This window comes from Burkholderia seminalis DSM 23518, from assembly GCF_902832885.1.
GTDB classification, from domain to species: domain Bacteria; phylum Pseudomonadota; class Gammaproteobacteria; order Burkholderiales; family Burkholderiaceae; genus Burkholderia; species Burkholderia seminalis.
Genome location: NZ_CADFDK010000017.1, coordinates 1 through 16774, shown reverse-complemented (window position 1 = coordinate 16774; position 16774 = coordinate 1). Strand labels below are relative to the sequence as shown.

Sequence of the window (16774 nt, the reverse complement as noted above, 5' to 3'; positions counted from 1 at the left end):
CCGTCAGGCTCCGCAGGCCGCCGCGAGCAGCGCGTCGTAGCGGCGCTGCGCGCGCAGGATCGCGTCGCAGACTTCGCGCACGGCGCCCTGGCCGCCACGGGCCTCGGCCACCCAGTGCGCGCGGGCGATCACCTCGGGGTGCGCATTCGCGGGGGCCGTCGCGAAGCCGCAGCGCAGCATCACCGGCAGGTCGGGCCAGTCGTCGCCCATGTAGCCGCATGCGTCGGCGGCGAGGCCGAGCGAGGCGATCAGGTCGGCGAACACGGCGAGCTTGTTCTCGACGCCCTGGAACAGGTGCGCGATCTTCATTTCCTTCGCGCGCGCCGCGACGATCTCCGAGCGGCGGCCCGTGATGATCGCGGTCGCGATACCGGCTTCGCCGAGCAGCTTCACGCCGTGGCCGTCGAGCGAATTGAACGACTTCATCGTGTCGCCGGCCGCGGTAAACAGCAGGCCGCCGTCGGTCAGCACGCCGTCGACGTCGAAAATCATCAGCTTCACGCGGCTGGCGCGTTCGGCCGCAGTCAGCGCTGCGCTCATCAGATCACCTTCTTCGAAAACAGGTCGTGCATGTTCAGCGCGCCGATCAGCGCGCCGTCGGCATCGACCACCAGCATCTGGTTGATCCGGTGGCGCTCCATCAGTTCCACGGCCTCGACCGCCAGATGATCCGGCGCGATCGTGCGCGGGTCGCGCGTCATCACGTCGGTGATCGGCAGCGTGCGGAAATCGCCGTCGCGTGCGAGCACGCGGCGCAGGTCGCCGTCCGTGAAGATGCCGACGACCTTGCCGGCGGCGTCGACCACGGCCGTCATGCCGAGGCGTTTCGCGGTGATCTGGAACAGCGCGTCCGACAGCGTCGCGTCGAGCCCGACGGACGGGACGTCGTCGCCCGAGCGCATCACGTCGCGCACGTAGGTGAGCAGGCGCCGGCCGAGCGCGCCGCCCGGGTGCGAGCGCGCGAAATCCTCCGAGCCGAAGCCGCGCGCGTCGAGCACGGCGACGGCGAGCGCATCGCCGAGCGCGAGCGCGGCGGTCGTGCTCGCGGTGGGCGCGAGGTTCAGCGGGCACGCTTCCTTCGAGACCGCGGCGTTCAGGTTCACGTCGGCGAGTGTCCCGAGGCTCGACTCCGCGCGGCCCGTGATCGCGATCAGTTTCGCGCCGATCCGCTTCACGAGCGGCAGGATCGCGACGAGTTCTTCCGACTCGCCGGAATAGGAGATGCCGATGAAGACGTCGTCGGAGGTGACCATCCCGAGGTCGCCGTGGCTGGCTTCGGCGGGGTGGACGAAGAAGGCCGGCGTACCGGTGCTGGCCAGCGTGGCCGCGATCTTGCGGGCGATATGCCCCGATTTGCCGATACCGGACACCACCACGCGGCCGCGGCAGCCGAGCAGCAGCGCGACGGCCTGGACGAAGCCGCCGTCGAGCTGGTCGCGCAGCGCGCGCACGGCGTCCGCCTCGATGTCGAGTACGTCGCGGGCGAGCGCGAGCGCCCGATCATCATTGATTTTCGCTATCATGCGCGGAGTATAGCAAAGGCGTTTGTTCGCCGCGCCGGGCCCTCGGACTCGTCCGAGGTCGCCTGTCCACCGCCACCACCCGCGCCCGCATTGCCGTGGCCCCGACGAACGAGGACGCTTCGCCTGTGATTTCCCCGCTCGAAATGACCCTGCTGCTGCTGCTGGCCTCGGTGGTGGGCGTCGTCGTATTCCGTTCGCTGAACCTGCCGCCGATGCTCGGCTATCTGACCGTCGGCATCCTGGTCGGCCCGCATTCGTTCGGCGTTGCCGCGGATCTCGAACGGGCCGAGCACCTCGCGGAATTCGGCGTGGTGTTCCTGATGTTCTCGATCGGTCTCGAATTCTCGCTCGCGAAGCTGAGGGCGATGCAGCGGCTCGTGTTCGGGCTCGGGTTGCTGCAGGTCGTCGCGACGCTCGTGCTCGCGCTCGTGCTCGGCGCGCTGTTCGAGCGCTGGGTGCACATCACGTGGCAGGGCAGCATCGCGCTCGGCGGCGCGCTCGCGATGTCGTCGACGGCGATCGTGTCGAAGATGCTCGCCGAGCGCCTCGAGATCGAGACCGAGCACGGCCGCAACATCTTCGGCGTGCTGCTGTTCCAGGATCTCGCGGTCGTGCCGCTGCTGATCGTGATCGCGGCGTTCGGCGCCGAATCGTCGAAGGACCTCGCGATCACGCTCGGCTTCGCGGCGGTCAAGATCGTGATCGCGCTGACGCTGCTGCTGGTCATCGGCCAGCGTTTCATGACGCGCTGGCTGAACGTCGTCGCGCGGCGGCGCTCGCAGGAACTGTTCGTGCTGAACCTGCTGCTCGTCACGCTCGGCGCCGCGTTCGTCACCGACCGTTTCGGCCTGTCGCTCGCGCTCGGCGCGTTCATCGCGGGGATGCTCATCTCCGAGACGCCGTTCCGTCACCAGGTGGAAGAGGACATCAAGCCGTTCCGCGACGTGCTGCTCGGCCTGTTCTTCGTGACGACGGGGATGCTGCTCGATCCGCGCGTGATCTGGGAGCACCCGCTCCTCGTGCTCGGCTTCTTCGTCGGCCAGATCCTGTTCAAGGCGACGATGATCGCGGGGCTCGCGCGGCTGTTCGGCGCGACGCCGGGCGTCGCGATGCGCACCGGCATCGGCCTCGCGCAGGCCGGCGAGTTCGGCTTCGTGCTGCTGAACCTGATCCTCGACCGGCATCTCGTCGATTCGACGCTGCTGCAGGCGATCCTCGCGTCGATGCTGCTGTCGATGCTCGCCGCGCCGTTCCTGATCCAGAACGCCGACCGGATCGTGATGCGGCTGTCGTCGACCGAATGGATGCAGCAGTCGCTGCAGATGACGCGGATCGCGACGCAAAGCCTGAAGCAGCGCGGCCACGTGATCATCTGCGGCTACGGCCGTGCCGGGCAGAACCTGGCGCGGATGCTCGAGCAGGAAGGCATTTCGTACGTCGCGCTCGACCTCGACCCCGATCGCGTGAGCGCGGCCGCGGCGGCCGGCGAGTCGGTGGTATTCGGCGACGCGGCGCGCCGCGAGTCGCTGCTCGCGGCCGGTATCCACCGCGCGGCGGCCGTCGCGATCACCTATGCGAACACGCCGTCGGCGCTGCGCGTGCTGCACCACGTGCACGAGCTCGAGCCGACGCTGCCGGCGATCGTGCGTACCGTCGACGACGCCGATCTCGAGAAGCTGCTCGCGGCCGGCGCGACCGAGGTGATTCCCGAGATCGTCGAGGGCAGCCTGATGCTCGCGTCGCACACGCTGGTGCTGGTCGGCGTGCCGATGCGCAAGGTCGTGCGGCGCGTCGAGGAAATGCGCGACGAGCGTTACAGCCTGCTGCGCGGCTATTTCCGCGGGGCGGACGATGCGGACGACGACGACCACGAGCAGGTGCGGCTACAATCGGTGCCGGTCGACGCGCGCGCGGACGCGGTCGGGCGTTCGCTGGAAGAACTCGGGCTGTATGCGCTGGGGCTGGAAGTCACGGCGATCCGCCGCCATGGCATCCGCGGCGTCGAACCCGACCCGCAGACCAAGCTGCGCGCGAGCGACATCGTCGTCCTGCGCGGGCTGCCCGAGGCGCTCGCGCTCGCGGAGGAGCGGCTGTCGCGCCATCGGCGCGATCCGCCGGCCGCCGCCGCCTGAGTCGCGATTCACAACCCGACCCGTATTTATTCGAAACGGTGCCCGATCTTCGCGCACCGTTTTTTTCGGAGAGTTTCATGCCGCACTCGTCGCCGGGCGCACCGCTCGATCCGGTCGCCTTCATCCACAGCCAGATCCGTACGGTGCCCGACTGGCCGCAGCCGGGCGTGCAGTTCCGCGACATCACGACGCTGCTGCAGAGCCCGAAGGCGCTGCGCATCCTCGTCGACCTGTTCGTCGAACGTTATGTCGACGCGAAGCTCGACTATGTCGCGGGCCTCGACGCGCGCGGCTTCATCATCGCGCCGATCGTCGCGTACGAGCTGAGCGTCGGCTTCGTGCCGATCCGCAAGGTCGGCAAGCTGCCGTACAAGACGCGCTCGGAATCCTACGATCTCGAATACGGCAGCGCGACGGTCGAGATCCACGAAGACGCGTGCCGTCCCGGCGATCGCGTGATCATCATGGACGACCTGATCGCGACCGGCGGCACGATGATGGCGGGGCGCAACCTGCTGCAGCGGCTCGGCGCGGTGGTCGTCGAAGGCGCGGCGATCATCGACCTGCCCGATCTCGGTGGCTCGACGCTGCTGCGCAACGCCGGGTTGCCCGTCTATACCGTCACCGAATTCGGCGGCCACTGAGCGTCAGCGTCCGTCATCCCGCGAGGTCACGATGCCCAACTTCATGCTGTTTCTCGCCACGTCGATCGCGATCACGTTCGCGCCCGGTCCCGACAACCTGCAGGTGCTCGCGCGCGGCATCTCCCAGGGCCGCGCGGCCGGCTTCGTCGCCGCGCTCGGCTTCACCGCCGGGATCCTGTTCCACACGACGCTCGCGGCGCTCGGCGTCGCGGCCGTGCTGCGTTCGTCGCCCGTCGCGTTCCAGATCCTGAAGCTCGCGGGCGCCGCGTACCTCGTGTGGATCGGCATCAAGGCGCTGCGCAGCCAGGGGCTCGCGAATGCGCATGCGCGTCCGCCGCAGCCGCTCGGCACGATCTTCCGGCAGAGCGTGATCGGCAACCTGATGAATCCGAAGGTCACGCTGTTCTTCGTCGTGTTCCTGCCGCAGTTCGTCGATCCGCACGGCGCGCAGGGCGTGACGCTGCAGATGTTCGAGCTCGGCGCGCTGTTCATGCTGCAGACGGCCGTGGTCTTCTCGCTGTTCGGCGTCGGCGCGGGCATGATCGGCACGTGGCTGAAGCGCCGCCCGAAGGCCGGCGTGTGGCTCGACCGCATTGCCGGCGCGACGTTCATCGCGATCGGCATCCGCGTCGCGCTGAAGGACTGATCGCGATGACGTTTCCGTGCATCGCGGCCGCGCGCCGTTTCGATCCGGCCGCGCACCTGCGTTTCGAGATCGCCGGCCAGGCGGTCGGCTGGGTGCGCCGCCAGGACGTCGCGAAGCTCGCGCGCTGGCCCGACGTGTTCGAGCTGACCGGCGAGCGCGTCGTGCTGTCGGCGCGCTACGACTCGGTCGACGCGCGCAGCATGGCGCTCGCAAGCGCGATCGGCGCACTGGCGGCCGACGGCGCGATTCCCGGCTGGCGCGACGAGATCTACGCGATCCGCAACCGCTTCGACGACCCGCCGCTCGCGTACATCGAGCGCGCGGCGTCGCGCTTCTTCGGCACGCAGACCTATGCGGTGCATCTGAACGGCATCGTAGAATATGCGGTTGCGCCGGGCGCGCCGCGCGCCGCGGCCGTGCCGCAGATGTGGCTCGGCCGCCGCAGCGCGACCAAGGCCACCGACCCCGGCATGCTCGACAACGTCGTCGCGGGCGGCATCGGCTGGGGGCTGGGCGTTCACGAGACGCTCGCGAAGGAGTGCTGGGAAGAAGCCGGCATTCCGCCCGAACTGGCCGCGCGCGCGATCGCGGGCCGCGCGGTGCAGGTGCTGAACTCGCTGCCGGAAGGCACCCAGTCCGAACTGATCTTCGTGTACGACCTGCCGTTGCCGCCCGACTTCGCGCCGCGCAACCAGGACGGCGAAGTGGCCGAACACCTGCTGGCCGGCGTGCCCGAGGTGATCGGCTGGCTGCGCGAAGGCCGCGCGACGATGGATGCGAGCCTCGCGACGCTCGACACGCTGCTGCGCCACCGCTGGATCCCGGCGGCCGACGCGGCCGGCATCGACGCGCTGTTCGTACCGGCCGCATGACGCACGCCGCGGCGCGCGGTCAGGCGGGGCGAACGGGCAATTTGACGAATACGGAAACAAAGGGAGTAGCGGTCATGCCGACCGATCACAGCTTTATCTTGAAACTGTCGTGCCCCGACCGGCACGGCATCGTCCACGCGGTCTCGGGCTTCCTGTTCGAGCGCAGCAACAACATCCTCGATTCGGCGCAGTTCGGCGACAGCCGCACCAGCGAGTTCTTCATGCGCGTGCACTTCGAGCAGGACGGCGACGGCACGGATGCCGCGACGGCGCTCGACACGCTGCGCAAGGAATTCGCGCCGCTCGCCGAGCAGTTCTCGATGCGCTGGGAGCTGCACGACGCGGCCGTGAAGCCGCGCGTCGTGATCATGGTGTCGAAGATCGGCCATTGCCTGAACGACCTGCTGTTCCGCTATCGCACCGGCCAGCTGCCGATCGAGATCCCGGCGATCGTGTCGAACCACAAGGAGTTCTACCAGCTCGCCGCGAGCTACAACATCCCGTTCCATCACTTCCCGCTGATCGGCGGTTCGTCCGATGCCGCGAAGGCCGCGCAGGAAGCGCGCGTGCTGGAAGTGATCGACGAGCACCAGGCCGATCTCGTCGTGCTCGCGCGCTACATGCAGATCCTGTCGCCGAACATGTGCGAGCAGCTCGCCGGGCGCGCGATCAACATCCACCATTCGTTCCTGCCGAGCTTCAAGGGCGCGAAGCCGTACTACCAGGCGTTCGACCGCGGCGTGAAGCTGATCGGCGCGACCGCGCACTACGTGACGACCGATCTCGACGAAGGCCCGATCATCGAGCAGGAAGTCGAGCGCGTCGACCACAGCATGACGCCCGACCAGCTGACCGCGATCGGCCGCGACGTCGAGTGCGTGACGCTCGCGCGTGCGGTGAAGTGGCACGTCGAGCACCGGATCGTGCTGAACGGGACGAAGACGGTCGTGTTCCGCTGATCGGCCGGGCACCGGACGGCCTCGAAACGAAAACGCCGCACCCTTTCCGGGGTGCGGCGTTTTTTGTTGCCCGAGCGGGCGGCGCTGCGTCAGATCAGCCGCAGCAGGTACAGCTCGCGCTTCAGATACGCGTAGAAGATCGGCGCGGCGATCACGCCGGGCAGCCCGAACGCGGCTTCCATGATCAGCATCGCGAGCAGCAGCTCCCACGCGCGCGACTCGATCTGGCCGCCGATGATCTTCGCGTTCAGGAAGTATTCGAGCTTGTGGATGACCACCAGGAACGCGAGCGATGCGATCGCCGTGCCCATGCTGACCGACAGCGACACGGCGACGATCAGCGTGTTCGAGATCAGGTTGCCGATCACGGGCAGCAGGCCGACGATGAACGTGACGAGCACGAGTGTCTTCGACAACGGCAGCCGCTGGTGGAAGATCGGCAGCGCGACGAGCAGGTAGATGCCCGTGAACGCCGCGTTGATCGCCGAGATCTTGATCTGCGCGAACACGATCCGGCGGAATGCATCGGCGAAGCGCGACACGCGCGTGACGAGCGCGGTCGACAGCGGCCGGCGCACCTTGCCGTGCTCGACGCCGATCGCGATCATCGCGCCGATGATCATCCCGAACAGCACGTGGCCGAAGCCGCGCGCGACGCTCTTGCCGCTCTGCTGGAGCTGGTCCATGTGCGAGTGCATCAGCACGGCGGCCTTGGTCTTCATCTGCTCGACGTCGACGGGCAGCAGGTTCGCGATCCAGGCCGGCGTGCGCGCGCGGGTCTGCTCGACGATCTGCATCAGTTGATCGAGCAGGCTTTGCAGGTTCGGCACCGTGCGCTCGAAGTGTTCGATGATGCCGATCGTCAGGCCCGTCAATGCGCCGACGATCGCGATCGACAGCAGCACGACGGCGACCCAGCGCGCGCGCATGCTCGTGGTGTGGCGTTCGATCGCGGGCGCGATCGTGTGGATCAGCTGGTAGACGAGCAGGCCGGCCAGCAGCCCGCCGAGCAGCTTGAGCTCGATCACGAGCCACATGGAAAGGATCGCGAACGCATAGCTGCCGATCTCGAGTGCCGACAGCTTCGGCAGGCTGAAGTCACTCGTCAGCCGCACGCTGCGCAGGTGCGGTTCGCGATTGTGCGTATCGCGAGACGAGTCGGGTTGCTTCTCCATTGTGGATTCCTGTCGTTCGTGTGTCATGCCGCGGAATGCGAGGCAGAGCCGTGTTCGCCCGGTTCTGCACCGGATTGGTGCGGGCGGCGAACCTTACGACCGTAAAGTATAGCTGCCATTATGGTCCGCAACGGGACGGTTTGGCGCGTGGTGTAAACGCAGAAGGGAAAACGAGGGGAAGCGGGTTGCGCGGGGCGCCGGGACGCGCGCGCGGCCGGGCGGCCGCGCGCGGGAAGGGGGCCGGCGTCAGCCGGCCGCGACCTTGCGGGTCGGGCGCTTGAGCAGCGGCGCGAGGTACTTGCCGGTGAAGCTCGCCTTGGTTTTCGCGACCTGCTCGGGCGTGCCCTGCGCGATGATCTGGCCGCCGCCGGCACCGCCTTCGGGGCCGAGGTCGATCACCCAGTCGGCCGTCTTGATCACGTCGAGGTTGTGCTCGATGATCACGACCGTGTTGCCCTGGTCGCGCAGCCGGTGGATCACTTCCAGCAGCAGCGCGATGTCGTGGAAGTGCAGGCCGGTGGTCGGCTCGTCGAGGATGTACAGCGTGCGGCCCGTGTCGCGCTTCGACAGCTCGAGCGACAGCTTCACGCGCTGCGCCTCGCCGCCCGACAGCGTCGTGGCCGACTGGCCGAGGCGGATGTAGCCGAGGCCGACGTCGAGCAGCGTCTTCAGCTTGCGCGCGATGACCGGCACCGCGCTGAAGAACTCGTACGCGTGCTCGACCGTCATGTCGAGCACTTCGCTGATGTTCTTGCCCTTGTACTGCACTTCGAGCGTTTCGCGGTTGTAGCGCTTGCCGTGACACACGTCGCACGGCACGTAGACGTCCGGCAGGAAGTGCATCTCGACCTTCAGCACGCCGTCGCCCTGGCACGACTCGCAGCGGCCGCCCTTCACGTTGAACGAGAAGCGGCCCGGATCGTAGCCGCGCTCCTTCGAGGTCGGCACGCCCGAGAACAGCTCGCGGATCGGCGTGAACAGGCCCGTGTACGTGGCCGGGTTCGAGCGCGGCGTGCGTCCGATCGGCGACTGGTCGACGTTGATCACCTTGTCGAAGTGCTCGAGCCCCTCGATCGCCTCGTGCGGCGCCGGCTCGGCCGACGAGCCGTACAGGTGGCGGGCGACCGCGTGATACAGCGTGTCGTTGATCAGCGTCGACTTGCCGGAGCCCGACACGCCGGTGATGCAGGTCAGCAGGCCGACCGGCAGGTCGAGATCGACGTGCTTCAGGTTGTTGCCGTGCGCGTCGACGATGCGCAGCATCCGTTCGGGATCGGGCGCGAGCCGCTCGTCCGGGTACTCGATCGTGCGCTTGCCGACCAGGTACTGGCCCGTCAGCGACTGCGGGTTCGACTGCACCTGCTTCGGCGTGCCTTCGGCCACGATCACGCCGCCGTGCTCGCCCGCGCCGGGGCCCATGTCGACGACGTAGTCGGCCGTGCGGATCATGTCCTCGTCGTGCTCGACGACGATCACCGAGTTGCCGAGATCGCGCAGGTGCTTGAGCGTCGCGATCAGGCGGTCGTTGTCGCGCTGGTGCAGGCCGATCGACGGCTCGTCGAGCACGTACATCACGCCCGTCAGGCCCGAGCCGATCTGCGACGCGAGCCGGATGCGCTGCGCCTCGCCGCCCGACAGGGTCTCGGCGCTGCGCTCGAGCGACAGGTAGTCGAGGCCGACGTTGTTCAGGAACGTCAGGCGCGCGACGATTTCCTTGATCACCTTGTCGGCGATCTCGCGCTTCGCGCCTTCGAGCGTCAGGCCGTCGAAATAGCCGAGCGCGTCGCGCAGCGGCCAGCCGCTGATTTCATAGATGCCGCGCGCGTAGTCGCCGGTGCCGATCCGCACGTGGCGCGCCTCGCGGCGCAGGCGCGTGCCGTCGCACGACGGGCACGGCTGGTTGTTCTGGTACTTCGACAGCTCTTCGCGCACCGCGACCGAATCGGTCTCGCGGTAGCGGCGCTCGAGATTCGGGATGATCCCCTCGAACACGTGCTCGCGGATCGTCGTGCGACCGCGCTCGTTGATGTACGAGAACGGGATCGTCTGCTTGCCCGAGCCGAACAGCAGCACCTTCCGGATCTTTTCCGGCAGATCCTCGAACGCGGCGTCGATGTCGAATTCGTAGAATGCCGCGAGACTCTGCAGCATCTGGAAGTAGAACTGGTTGCGGCGGTCCCAGCCCTTCACGGCGCCGGCGGCGAGCGACAGCGACGGGTGCGCGACGACCCGCTTCGGGTCGAAGAACGTGATCTGGCCGAGGCCGTCGCATTCCGGGCACGCGCCCATCGGGTTGTTGAACGAGAACAGGCGCGGCTCGAGCTCCTGCAGCGAGTACGAGCAGATCGGGCACGCGAACTTCGAGCTGAACAGGTGCTCGCGGTCGGTATCCATCTCGAGCGCGATCGCGCGGCCGTCGGCGAGGCGCAGCGCCGTCTCGAACGATTCGGCGAGCCGCTGCTTCATGTCCGGACGCACCTTGAGGCGATCGACGACGACGTCGATCGTGTGCTTGTCGTTCTTCTTCAGCTTCGGCAGCGACTCGACCTCGTAGATCTTCGCGACGCCTTCGTTCGCGGTGCCGCCGCCCGAGCGCACGCGAAAGCGCACGAAGCCCTGCGCCTGCATGTCCTCGAACAGCTCGGCGTGCTCGCCCTTGCGGTCGGCGACGACGGGCGCGAGGATCATCAGCTTGGTTTCCTCGGGCAGCGCGAGCGCCGCGTCGACCATCTGCGACACGCTCTGCGCCTCGAGCGGGATGTCGTGGTCGGGGCAGTACGGCGTGCCGACACGTGCGTACAAAAGTCGCAGGTAGTCGTGGATCTCGGTGACCGTGCCGACGGTCGAACGCGGGTTGTGGGACGTCGCCTTCTGCTCGATCGAGATCGCGGGCGACAGGCCCTCGATCAGGTCGACGTCGGGTTTCTCCATCAACTGCAGGAACTGGCGGGCATACGCGGACAGGCTTTCGACGTAGCGGCGCTGGCCCTCGGCATAAAGGGTGTCGAACGCGAGCGACGACTTGCCCGACCCGGACAACCCGGTAATCACGATCAGCTTGTGGCGCGGCAGGTCGAGATTGACGTTTTTCAGGTTGTGGGTGCGTGCCCCACGGATACGGATCTGTTCCATGAACCTGGCGAAAATGGAGGGAACCAAACCTGCTACTATAACGGCTTTTCGAGACCGTCGTTTACGGCCCCCCAGCCTTTACAGCAGGTGGCAGCAAGGCGACACCCGCACCGGGGAAAGCGGTCGCGCCGCACGGTTCCGGGCGGCCCGCGGGCTGCCGGCATCGCGCCCCGACGCGTCGTCCGCCAGGCCTCCCGGGCCGCCGGTCCTGATCTTCCGCCGCCCGCCGCCGGGCGGACACCCCGATCATTCGAAATTCATTCCCGATGTCCAATCCGTCCGCCACGTCTTCCCGCATGACCGCGCCCGAACTGCGCGCGACCACGTCGCTCGCGGCGATCTTCGCGCTGCGCATGCTCGGCCTGTTCATGATCATGCCGGTGTTCTCGGTCTACGCGAAAACCATCCCGGGCGGCGACAACGTGCTGCTCGTCGGTATCGCGCTCGGGGCCTACGGCGTCACGCAGTCGCTGTTCTACATCTTCTACGGCTGGGCGTCCGACAAGTTCGGCCGCAAGCCGGTGATCGCCACGGGCCTCGTGATCTTCGCGATCGGCGGCTTCGTCGCCGCGTTCGCGCACGACATCACGTGGATCATCGTCGGCCGCGTGATCCAGGGGATGGGCGCCGTGTCGTCCGCGGTGCTCGCGTTCATTGCCGACCTGACCTCCGAGCAGAACCGCACGAAGGCGATGGCGATGGTCGGCGGGTCGATCGGCGTGTCGTTCGCGGTCGCGATCGTCGGCGCGCCGATCGTGTTCCACTGGGTCGGGATGAGCGGCTTGTTCGCGATCGTCGGCGTGCTGTCTATCGTCGCGATCGGCGTCGTGCTGTGGATCGTGCCCGACGCCGCGAAACCCGTGCACGTGCCCGCGCCGTTCGCCGAGGTGCTGCACAACGTCGAGCTGCTGCGCCTGAACTTCGGCGTGCTGGTGCTGCACGCGACGCAGACGGCGCTGTTCCTCGTCGTGCCGCGCCTGCTGGTCGACGGCGGGCTGCCGGTCGCCGCGCACTGGAAGGTCTACCTGCCGGTGATGGGGCTCGCGTTCGTGATGATGGTCCCGGCGATCATCGTCGCGGAAAAACGGGGCAAGATGAAGCCGGTGCTGCTCGGCGGCATTCTGGCTATCCTGATCGGTCAATTGCTGCTGGGCAGCGCGCCGCATACCATCCTGATTGTGGCGGCGATCCTGTTCGTCTACTTCCTCGGGTTCAACATCCTGGAAGCGTCGCAGCCGTCGCTCGTGTCGAAGCTCGCGCCGGGTTCGCGCAAGGGCGCGGCCACGGGTGTTTACAACACCACGCAGTCGATCGGGCTCGCGCTCGGCGGCATCGTGGGCGGCTGGCTGTTGAAGCACGGCGGCGCGAACACGGTGTTCTATACGTGCTCGGGGCTCGTGGCCGCGTGGCTTATAATCGCGGCCAGCATGAAAGCGCCGCCGCGCAAGGCCTGAACCTTATTTCGGGCAGGCACCGGCCGCGCGCCGGCTTGCCCGGCGGGCCGTTCCGGCGACAGGCGCGGGCGGCCCGGCATCGAATTTACTGGAGAAACACATGGCATCCGTCAACAAGGTCATCCTCGTCGGCAATCTCGGCGCCGATCCTGAAGTCCGTTACCTGCCGAGCGGCGACGCGGTTGCGAACATCCGTCTCGCGACGACCGACCGTTACAAGGACAAGGCGAGCGGCGATTTCAAGGAAATGACCGAGTGGCATCGCGTCGCGTTCTTCGGCCGTCTGGCGGAAATCGTCAGCGAATACCTGAAGAAGGGTTCGTCGGTCTATATCGAAGGCCGCATCCGCACGCGCAAGTGGCAGGGCCAGGACGGCCAGGACCGCTACTCGACCGAAATCGTGGCCGACCAGATGCAGATGCTCGGCGGCCGCGGCGGTTCGGGCGGCGGCGGTGGCGGTGACGAAGGCGGTTACGGCGGCGGCTACGGTGGTGGTGGCGGCGGTCGCGGCGAGCAGGCGGAACGCGGTGGCGGCGGCGGCGGTCGTGCCGGCGGCGCGGCGCGCGGCGGTGCAGGCGGCGGCGCGCAAAGCCGTCCGAGCGCACCGGCCGGCGGCGGCTTCGACGAGATGGACGACGATATTCCGTTCTGATCGCCAAGTCGTCATCCCGCATCACGACGGGCCCGAATGTCCGAGTCAAGCCGCTTGCTTGGCCCGGGTCTTCGGGCCTTTCTTCGTTTGACGTCGTTCCTGCACTTTTTCCGTATGTCGTGCTCCGGGTAAAACGTGGCTGACGAACTTCCCGACCTCATCGCCGAACATCTCGACGTGCTGTTCTGCGGGATCAATCCGGGCCTGACCGCGGCCGCGACCGGGCATCACTTCGCGGGAAGAAACAACCGCTTCTGGCGCGTGATCCATCTCGCGGGCTTCACGCCGACGGAAATTTCACCGCAGGACGATCACATGCTGCTCCGGTACGGCTGCGGCCTGACGGCGGTCGTGAAGCGGCCGACGGCGAGTGCCGAGCAACTGTCGCGTGCCGAATTCATCGCCGCGGCGGCGGCGTTCGAGCAGAAGGTCGTGCGTTACGGGCCGCGCTTCGTCGCCTTTCTCGGCAAGGCCGCGTATGCGGCGCTGTCGGGGCAACGCGAAGTCGCGTGGGGGCTGCAACCGGTCCGCATGCAGGGCGCGAACGTCTGGGTGCTCCCCAATCCGAGCGGGAGAAATCTCGCGTTCGGTCTCGGCGACCTGGTCGACGCGTACCGTCCGCTTTATCTGGCCGCGACGACGGCGGCACGACATGCGGCGCGATAAGACCGCTTTCGTCTGGCCGGGCACCGTGTTGCCGCGCGCGTTCTTCGATCGCGCGGCCACCGACGTCGCACCGCTCCTGCTCAACAAGATCCTCGCGGCCGCGGACGGCCGCGCCGGCCGCATCGTCGAAGTGGAGGCGTATGCCGGCGCGATCGACCCGGCGGCGCACACCTATCGCGGCAGGACGCCGCGCAATGCGACGATGTTCGGGCCGCCGGGGCATCTGTACGTCTATTTCACGTACGGCATGCACTGGTGCTGCAACTGCGTGTGCGGTCCTGACGGTGCGGGAACGGGCGTGCTGATCCGCGCGCTGGAACCGCTGCACGGAATCGAGCGCATGCGTGCGGCCCGGCCGCCGCAGACGCGCGATCGCGACCTGTGCCGCGGGCCGGCGCGGCTGACGCAGGCGATGGGCATCGATGGCGCGCGGGATGGCGTCGATCTCGTCGCTGCGCGCGAAGGGTTCGCGATCGTCGACGACAGCACGGCGCCGCCCGCGAACCTGGCGGGCGGGCCGCGCATCGGCATTCGCGTCGGCATGGACTTCCCGTGGCGGTGGTGCGTGGCCGGCAACCGCTACGTGTCGGGGGCGCTGCCGCGCACCTGATGCGTGCCGGACACAAGCCGCACGCCATTCGACCTGCGTCATGCGGCCGCCATTATTGACCGGCTAAGCTGCTCTTTTCGACGTTCGATCGAGGGGGCACCATGCGGCGGATCGTGTTCAACCAGAAGGGCGGCGTAGGCAAGTCGACGATCGTCTGCAACCTGGCCGCGATCAGCGCGAGCGAAGGATTGCGCACGCTCGTCATCGACCTCGACGCACAGGCGAACTCCACGCGCTACCTGCTCGGCGATGCGGCCGCCGACGCGCAACCGGGCGTTGCCGGGTTCTTCGAAACCGCGCTGACCTTCAACTTCCGGCCGATCGACGTCGCATCGTTCATCCATCCGACCCCGTTCGAAGGGCTCGACGTGATGCCCGCGCATCCGGATCTCGACACGCTGCACGGCAAGCTCGAATCGCGCTACAAGATCTACAAGCTGCGCGACGCGCTGAACGAACTCGACGCCTACGACGCCGTGTACATCGACACGCCGCCCGCGCTGAATTTCTATACGCGCTCGGCGCTGATCGCGGTCGAGCGCTGCCTGATCCCGTTCGACTGCGACGATTTCTCGCGCCGCGCGCTGTACACGCTGCTCGAGAACGTGAAGGAAATCCAGCAGGACCACAACGCGGCGCTCGAGGTCGAAGGGATCGTCATCAACCAGTTCCAGCCGCGCGCGAGCCTGCCGCAACGGCTGGTCGACGAGCTCGTCGACGAAGGGCTGCCGGTGCTCGCGTCGAGGCTGTCGGCATCGGTGAAGATTCGCGAGTCGCATCAGCAGTCGAAGCCGGTGATCCATCTCGAGCCGGGGCACAAGCTCGCGCAGGAATTCCGCGCGCTGCATCGCGAGCTGGCCGGCTGATTCCGCATTCACCCGTGTCGACCGCGGCCGCTTCATGCGGCCGTATTTTCATTTCGACTCTCAATTCGTCAGATCATTGATTTATTCAATAGTAATTCAGAAAACGATTTCATAATAATCCAGAAAAAACGATTACATCAGTGACCGCTCCATTTTCAATTCGCGTCGGTTTTCTAATAAACGGAATAATGGATTGGTAAATGTTGCGCGATGTCACGGCGCGCTATCCTGCAGAAAGGTAAAAAGACATTGCGGGACCCGCGCCCCAGTGGAATCTTCTCCGTGATACCGGCGTGCGGCGGGTTCCAGCAGCTGCCGGAAATGATAATAAGGGTTTACACCTACTATTAATGCCATTTAATTGACAATTAATCGATCTAGAATGACCTCCTTCAACTTCCCGTACTCAAATAAGTGGCGGGTTGTCAATAAGGAGGCCGTTTGAGATCGAGCTTCCATTTTTACGTCGTCTCTCGCATTGCTAACAGGAGCGTGCCCGATGTCCGTATTTGCCCCCGAAAAACTCACCGCCGATTATCAGTCCGGTATTGCCGCGTGGTTTGCGATTGCCCGTCCGGCGATTCACGGCTTCGAGGCTGTCGTCGAACTCAACCTGCAAGCGGCCCGGACGGCGCTGGAAGAGTACGAGGACAAGCTGAAAAACGCCTTCAACGGCAACAATCCGGCCGCCGGCTTCGCGCAGCAGATTGCCGCACCGCAAGAAGCGGCCGGCAAGGTCGTGTCGTACGGCCGCCATCTGTTCGACATCGCGGTGTCGACGCAGTCCGAATGGGCGAAGGTCGCGCAGGCGCAGTACGAACAGAACGACAAGCGCCTGAAGGACGTGCTCGGCGAGCTGTCGAAGCACGCGCCGGCGGGTTCGGCACCGGTGGTGGCTGCGCTGAATTCGGCGCTGTCGGCGGCGACGGCCGCGGCCGACTCGGTGCGCGCGGCGACGGGGCAGGCGATCGAGGCCGCACAGAGCGGTTTCGACGCGGTCAGCGAAACGGCCACGCGCGGCGCCAAGCAGACGGCTGCCGCCGCGCGCAAGGACGCTGCCGCGCGCGAATCGGCTGCGTAACCGCACGACGGCGTGCCGCGTGAAAGCGCGACACGCTTGATCGGCGCCGGACGGCGTCGGGCGCCGCGTGTGCCATGCGGGGTCCGGCCGTCGTCCGGTTCGCCGCAAGGCGCCCGTACCGGTGTGCCGCCGGTGTGCGCGAGCGCCGTCCGCCCCCATGGCGGCGTGCGACCGTGATCGCGCCGGATGGCGCGACGGGTGCCATCGCCCGTTGCAGCCGGCGCGTGCCGGTGTCGGAACGACGAACTGATTTCGATGCAGGAATTGAACATGACGGACGTAGTGATCGTATCGGCCGCGCGAACCGCGGTCGGCAAATTCGGCGGCTCGCTTGCGAAGATTGCAGCGCCGGAGCTGGGCGC

The 16774-nt window shown here is 67.1% G+C and carries 15 protein-coding genes; 11 read left to right on the top strand and 4 right to left on the bottom strand.

All coding sequences use genetic code 11. From position 1 onward, the window contains the following. Positions 1–3: 3 nt before the first annotated feature. Positions 4–540 carry a KdsC family phosphatase gene (locus tag HWX00_RS32080; protein ID WP_034189277.1) on the bottom strand — a complete coding sequence of 179 codons (537 nt, stop codon included), beginning with the start codon at positions 538–540 and terminating at the stop codon, positions 4–6. Beyond that, positions 540–1523 (bottom strand): arabinose 5-phosphate isomerase KdsD, encoded by a 984-nt coding sequence (kdsD, locus tag HWX00_RS32075; protein WP_034189278.1) that lies wholly within the window; start codon positions 1521–1523, stop codon positions 540–542. Before kdsD ends, HWX00_RS32080 begins: the two co-directional genes overlap by 1 nt. Positions 1524–1648: 125 nt before the next feature. Here kdsD and HWX00_RS32070 point away from each other — a divergent pair, with 125 nt between their 5' ends. From HWX00_RS32070 to purU, 5 genes are all read left to right on the top strand, one after another. After that, positions 1649–3655, top strand: a complete 2007-nt coding sequence (locus HWX00_RS32070) for a monovalent cation:proton antiporter family protein (protein WP_034189279.1) — start codon at positions 1649–1651, stop codon at positions 3653–3655. 77 nt (positions 3656–3732) lie between these two features. After that, positions 3733–4299, top strand: coding sequence for an adenine phosphoribosyltransferase (locus tag HWX00_RS32065; protein WP_034189280.1), 567 nt, complete (start codon positions 3733–3735; stop codon positions 4297–4299). Positions 4300–4330: 31 nt separating this feature from the next. Beyond that, complete coding sequence (locus tag HWX00_RS32060; RefSeq protein ID WP_034189281.1) at positions 4331–4945, top strand: LysE family translocator; 615 nt, start codon at positions 4331–4333, stop codon at positions 4943–4945. A 5-nt stretch (positions 4946–4950) separates the two neighbouring features. After that, positions 4951–5817 (top strand): NUDIX hydrolase, encoded by an 867-nt coding sequence (locus tag HWX00_RS32055; RefSeq protein ID WP_034189282.1) that lies wholly within the window; start codon positions 4951–4953, stop codon positions 5815–5817. 74 nt (positions 5818–5891) lie between these two features. Further along, a complete protein-coding gene (purU, locus tag HWX00_RS32050) occupies positions 5892–6776 on the top strand; it encodes a formyltetrahydrofolate deformylase (protein ID WP_034189283.1) in 885 nt (294 codons plus the stop codon). Positions 6777–6865: 89 nt separating this feature from the next. Here purU and HWX00_RS32045 read toward each other — a convergent pair whose 3' ends face one another. Together HWX00_RS32045 and uvrA are read right to left on the bottom strand one after the other, a co-directional pair. After that, positions 6866–7951, bottom strand: coding sequence for an AI-2E family transporter (locus tag HWX00_RS32045; protein WP_034189284.1), 1086 nt, complete (start codon positions 7949–7951; stop codon positions 6866–6868). A gap of 246 nt (positions 7952–8197) precedes the next feature. Then, a complete protein-coding gene (gene uvrA, locus HWX00_RS32040) occupies positions 8198–11083 on the bottom strand; it encodes an excinuclease ABC subunit UvrA (protein ID WP_034189285.1) in 2886 nt (961 codons plus the stop codon). A 266-nt stretch (positions 11084–11349) separates the two neighbouring features. Here uvrA and HWX00_RS32035 point away from each other — a divergent pair, with 266 nt between their 5' ends. The 6 genes from HWX00_RS32035 to phaP all read left to right on the top strand — a co-directional run bounded on the left by HWX00_RS32035 (position 11350) and on the right by phaP (position 16412). Then, complete coding sequence (locus tag HWX00_RS32035) at positions 11350–12537, top strand: MFS transporter (protein ID WP_175028670.1); 1188 nt, start codon at positions 11350–11352, stop codon at positions 12535–12537. Positions 12538–12637: 100 nt separating this feature from the next. After that, positions 12638–13189, top strand: coding sequence for a single-stranded DNA-binding protein (locus HWX00_RS32030; protein WP_034189287.1), 552 nt, complete (start codon positions 12638–12640; stop codon positions 13187–13189). A gap of 135 nt (positions 13190–13324) precedes the next feature. Beyond that, positions 13325–13855, top strand: a complete 531-nt coding sequence (gene mug / locus HWX00_RS32025) for a G/U mismatch-specific DNA glycosylase (RefSeq protein ID WP_175028669.1) — start codon at positions 13325–13327, stop codon at positions 13853–13855. After that, a complete protein-coding gene (locus HWX00_RS32020) occupies positions 13842–14465 on the top strand; it encodes a DNA-3-methyladenine glycosylase (RefSeq protein ID WP_175028668.1) in 624 nt (207 codons plus the stop codon). The genes mug and HWX00_RS32020 overlap by 14 nt, the downstream gene beginning before the upstream one ends. A 101-nt stretch (positions 14466–14566) precedes the next feature. Then, positions 14567–15331, top strand: coding sequence for a ParA family protein (locus HWX00_RS32015; RefSeq protein WP_175028667.1), 765 nt, complete (start codon positions 14567–14569; stop codon positions 15329–15331). Between the two features lie 499 nt (positions 15332–15830). Then, on the top strand, positions 15831–16412 hold the full coding sequence (gene phaP / locus HWX00_RS32010; RefSeq protein ID WP_034189291.1) for a TIGR01841 family phasin: 582 nt from the start codon (positions 15831–15833) through the stop codon (positions 16410–16412). The last annotated feature ends 362 nt before the right edge of the window (positions 16413–16774 follow it).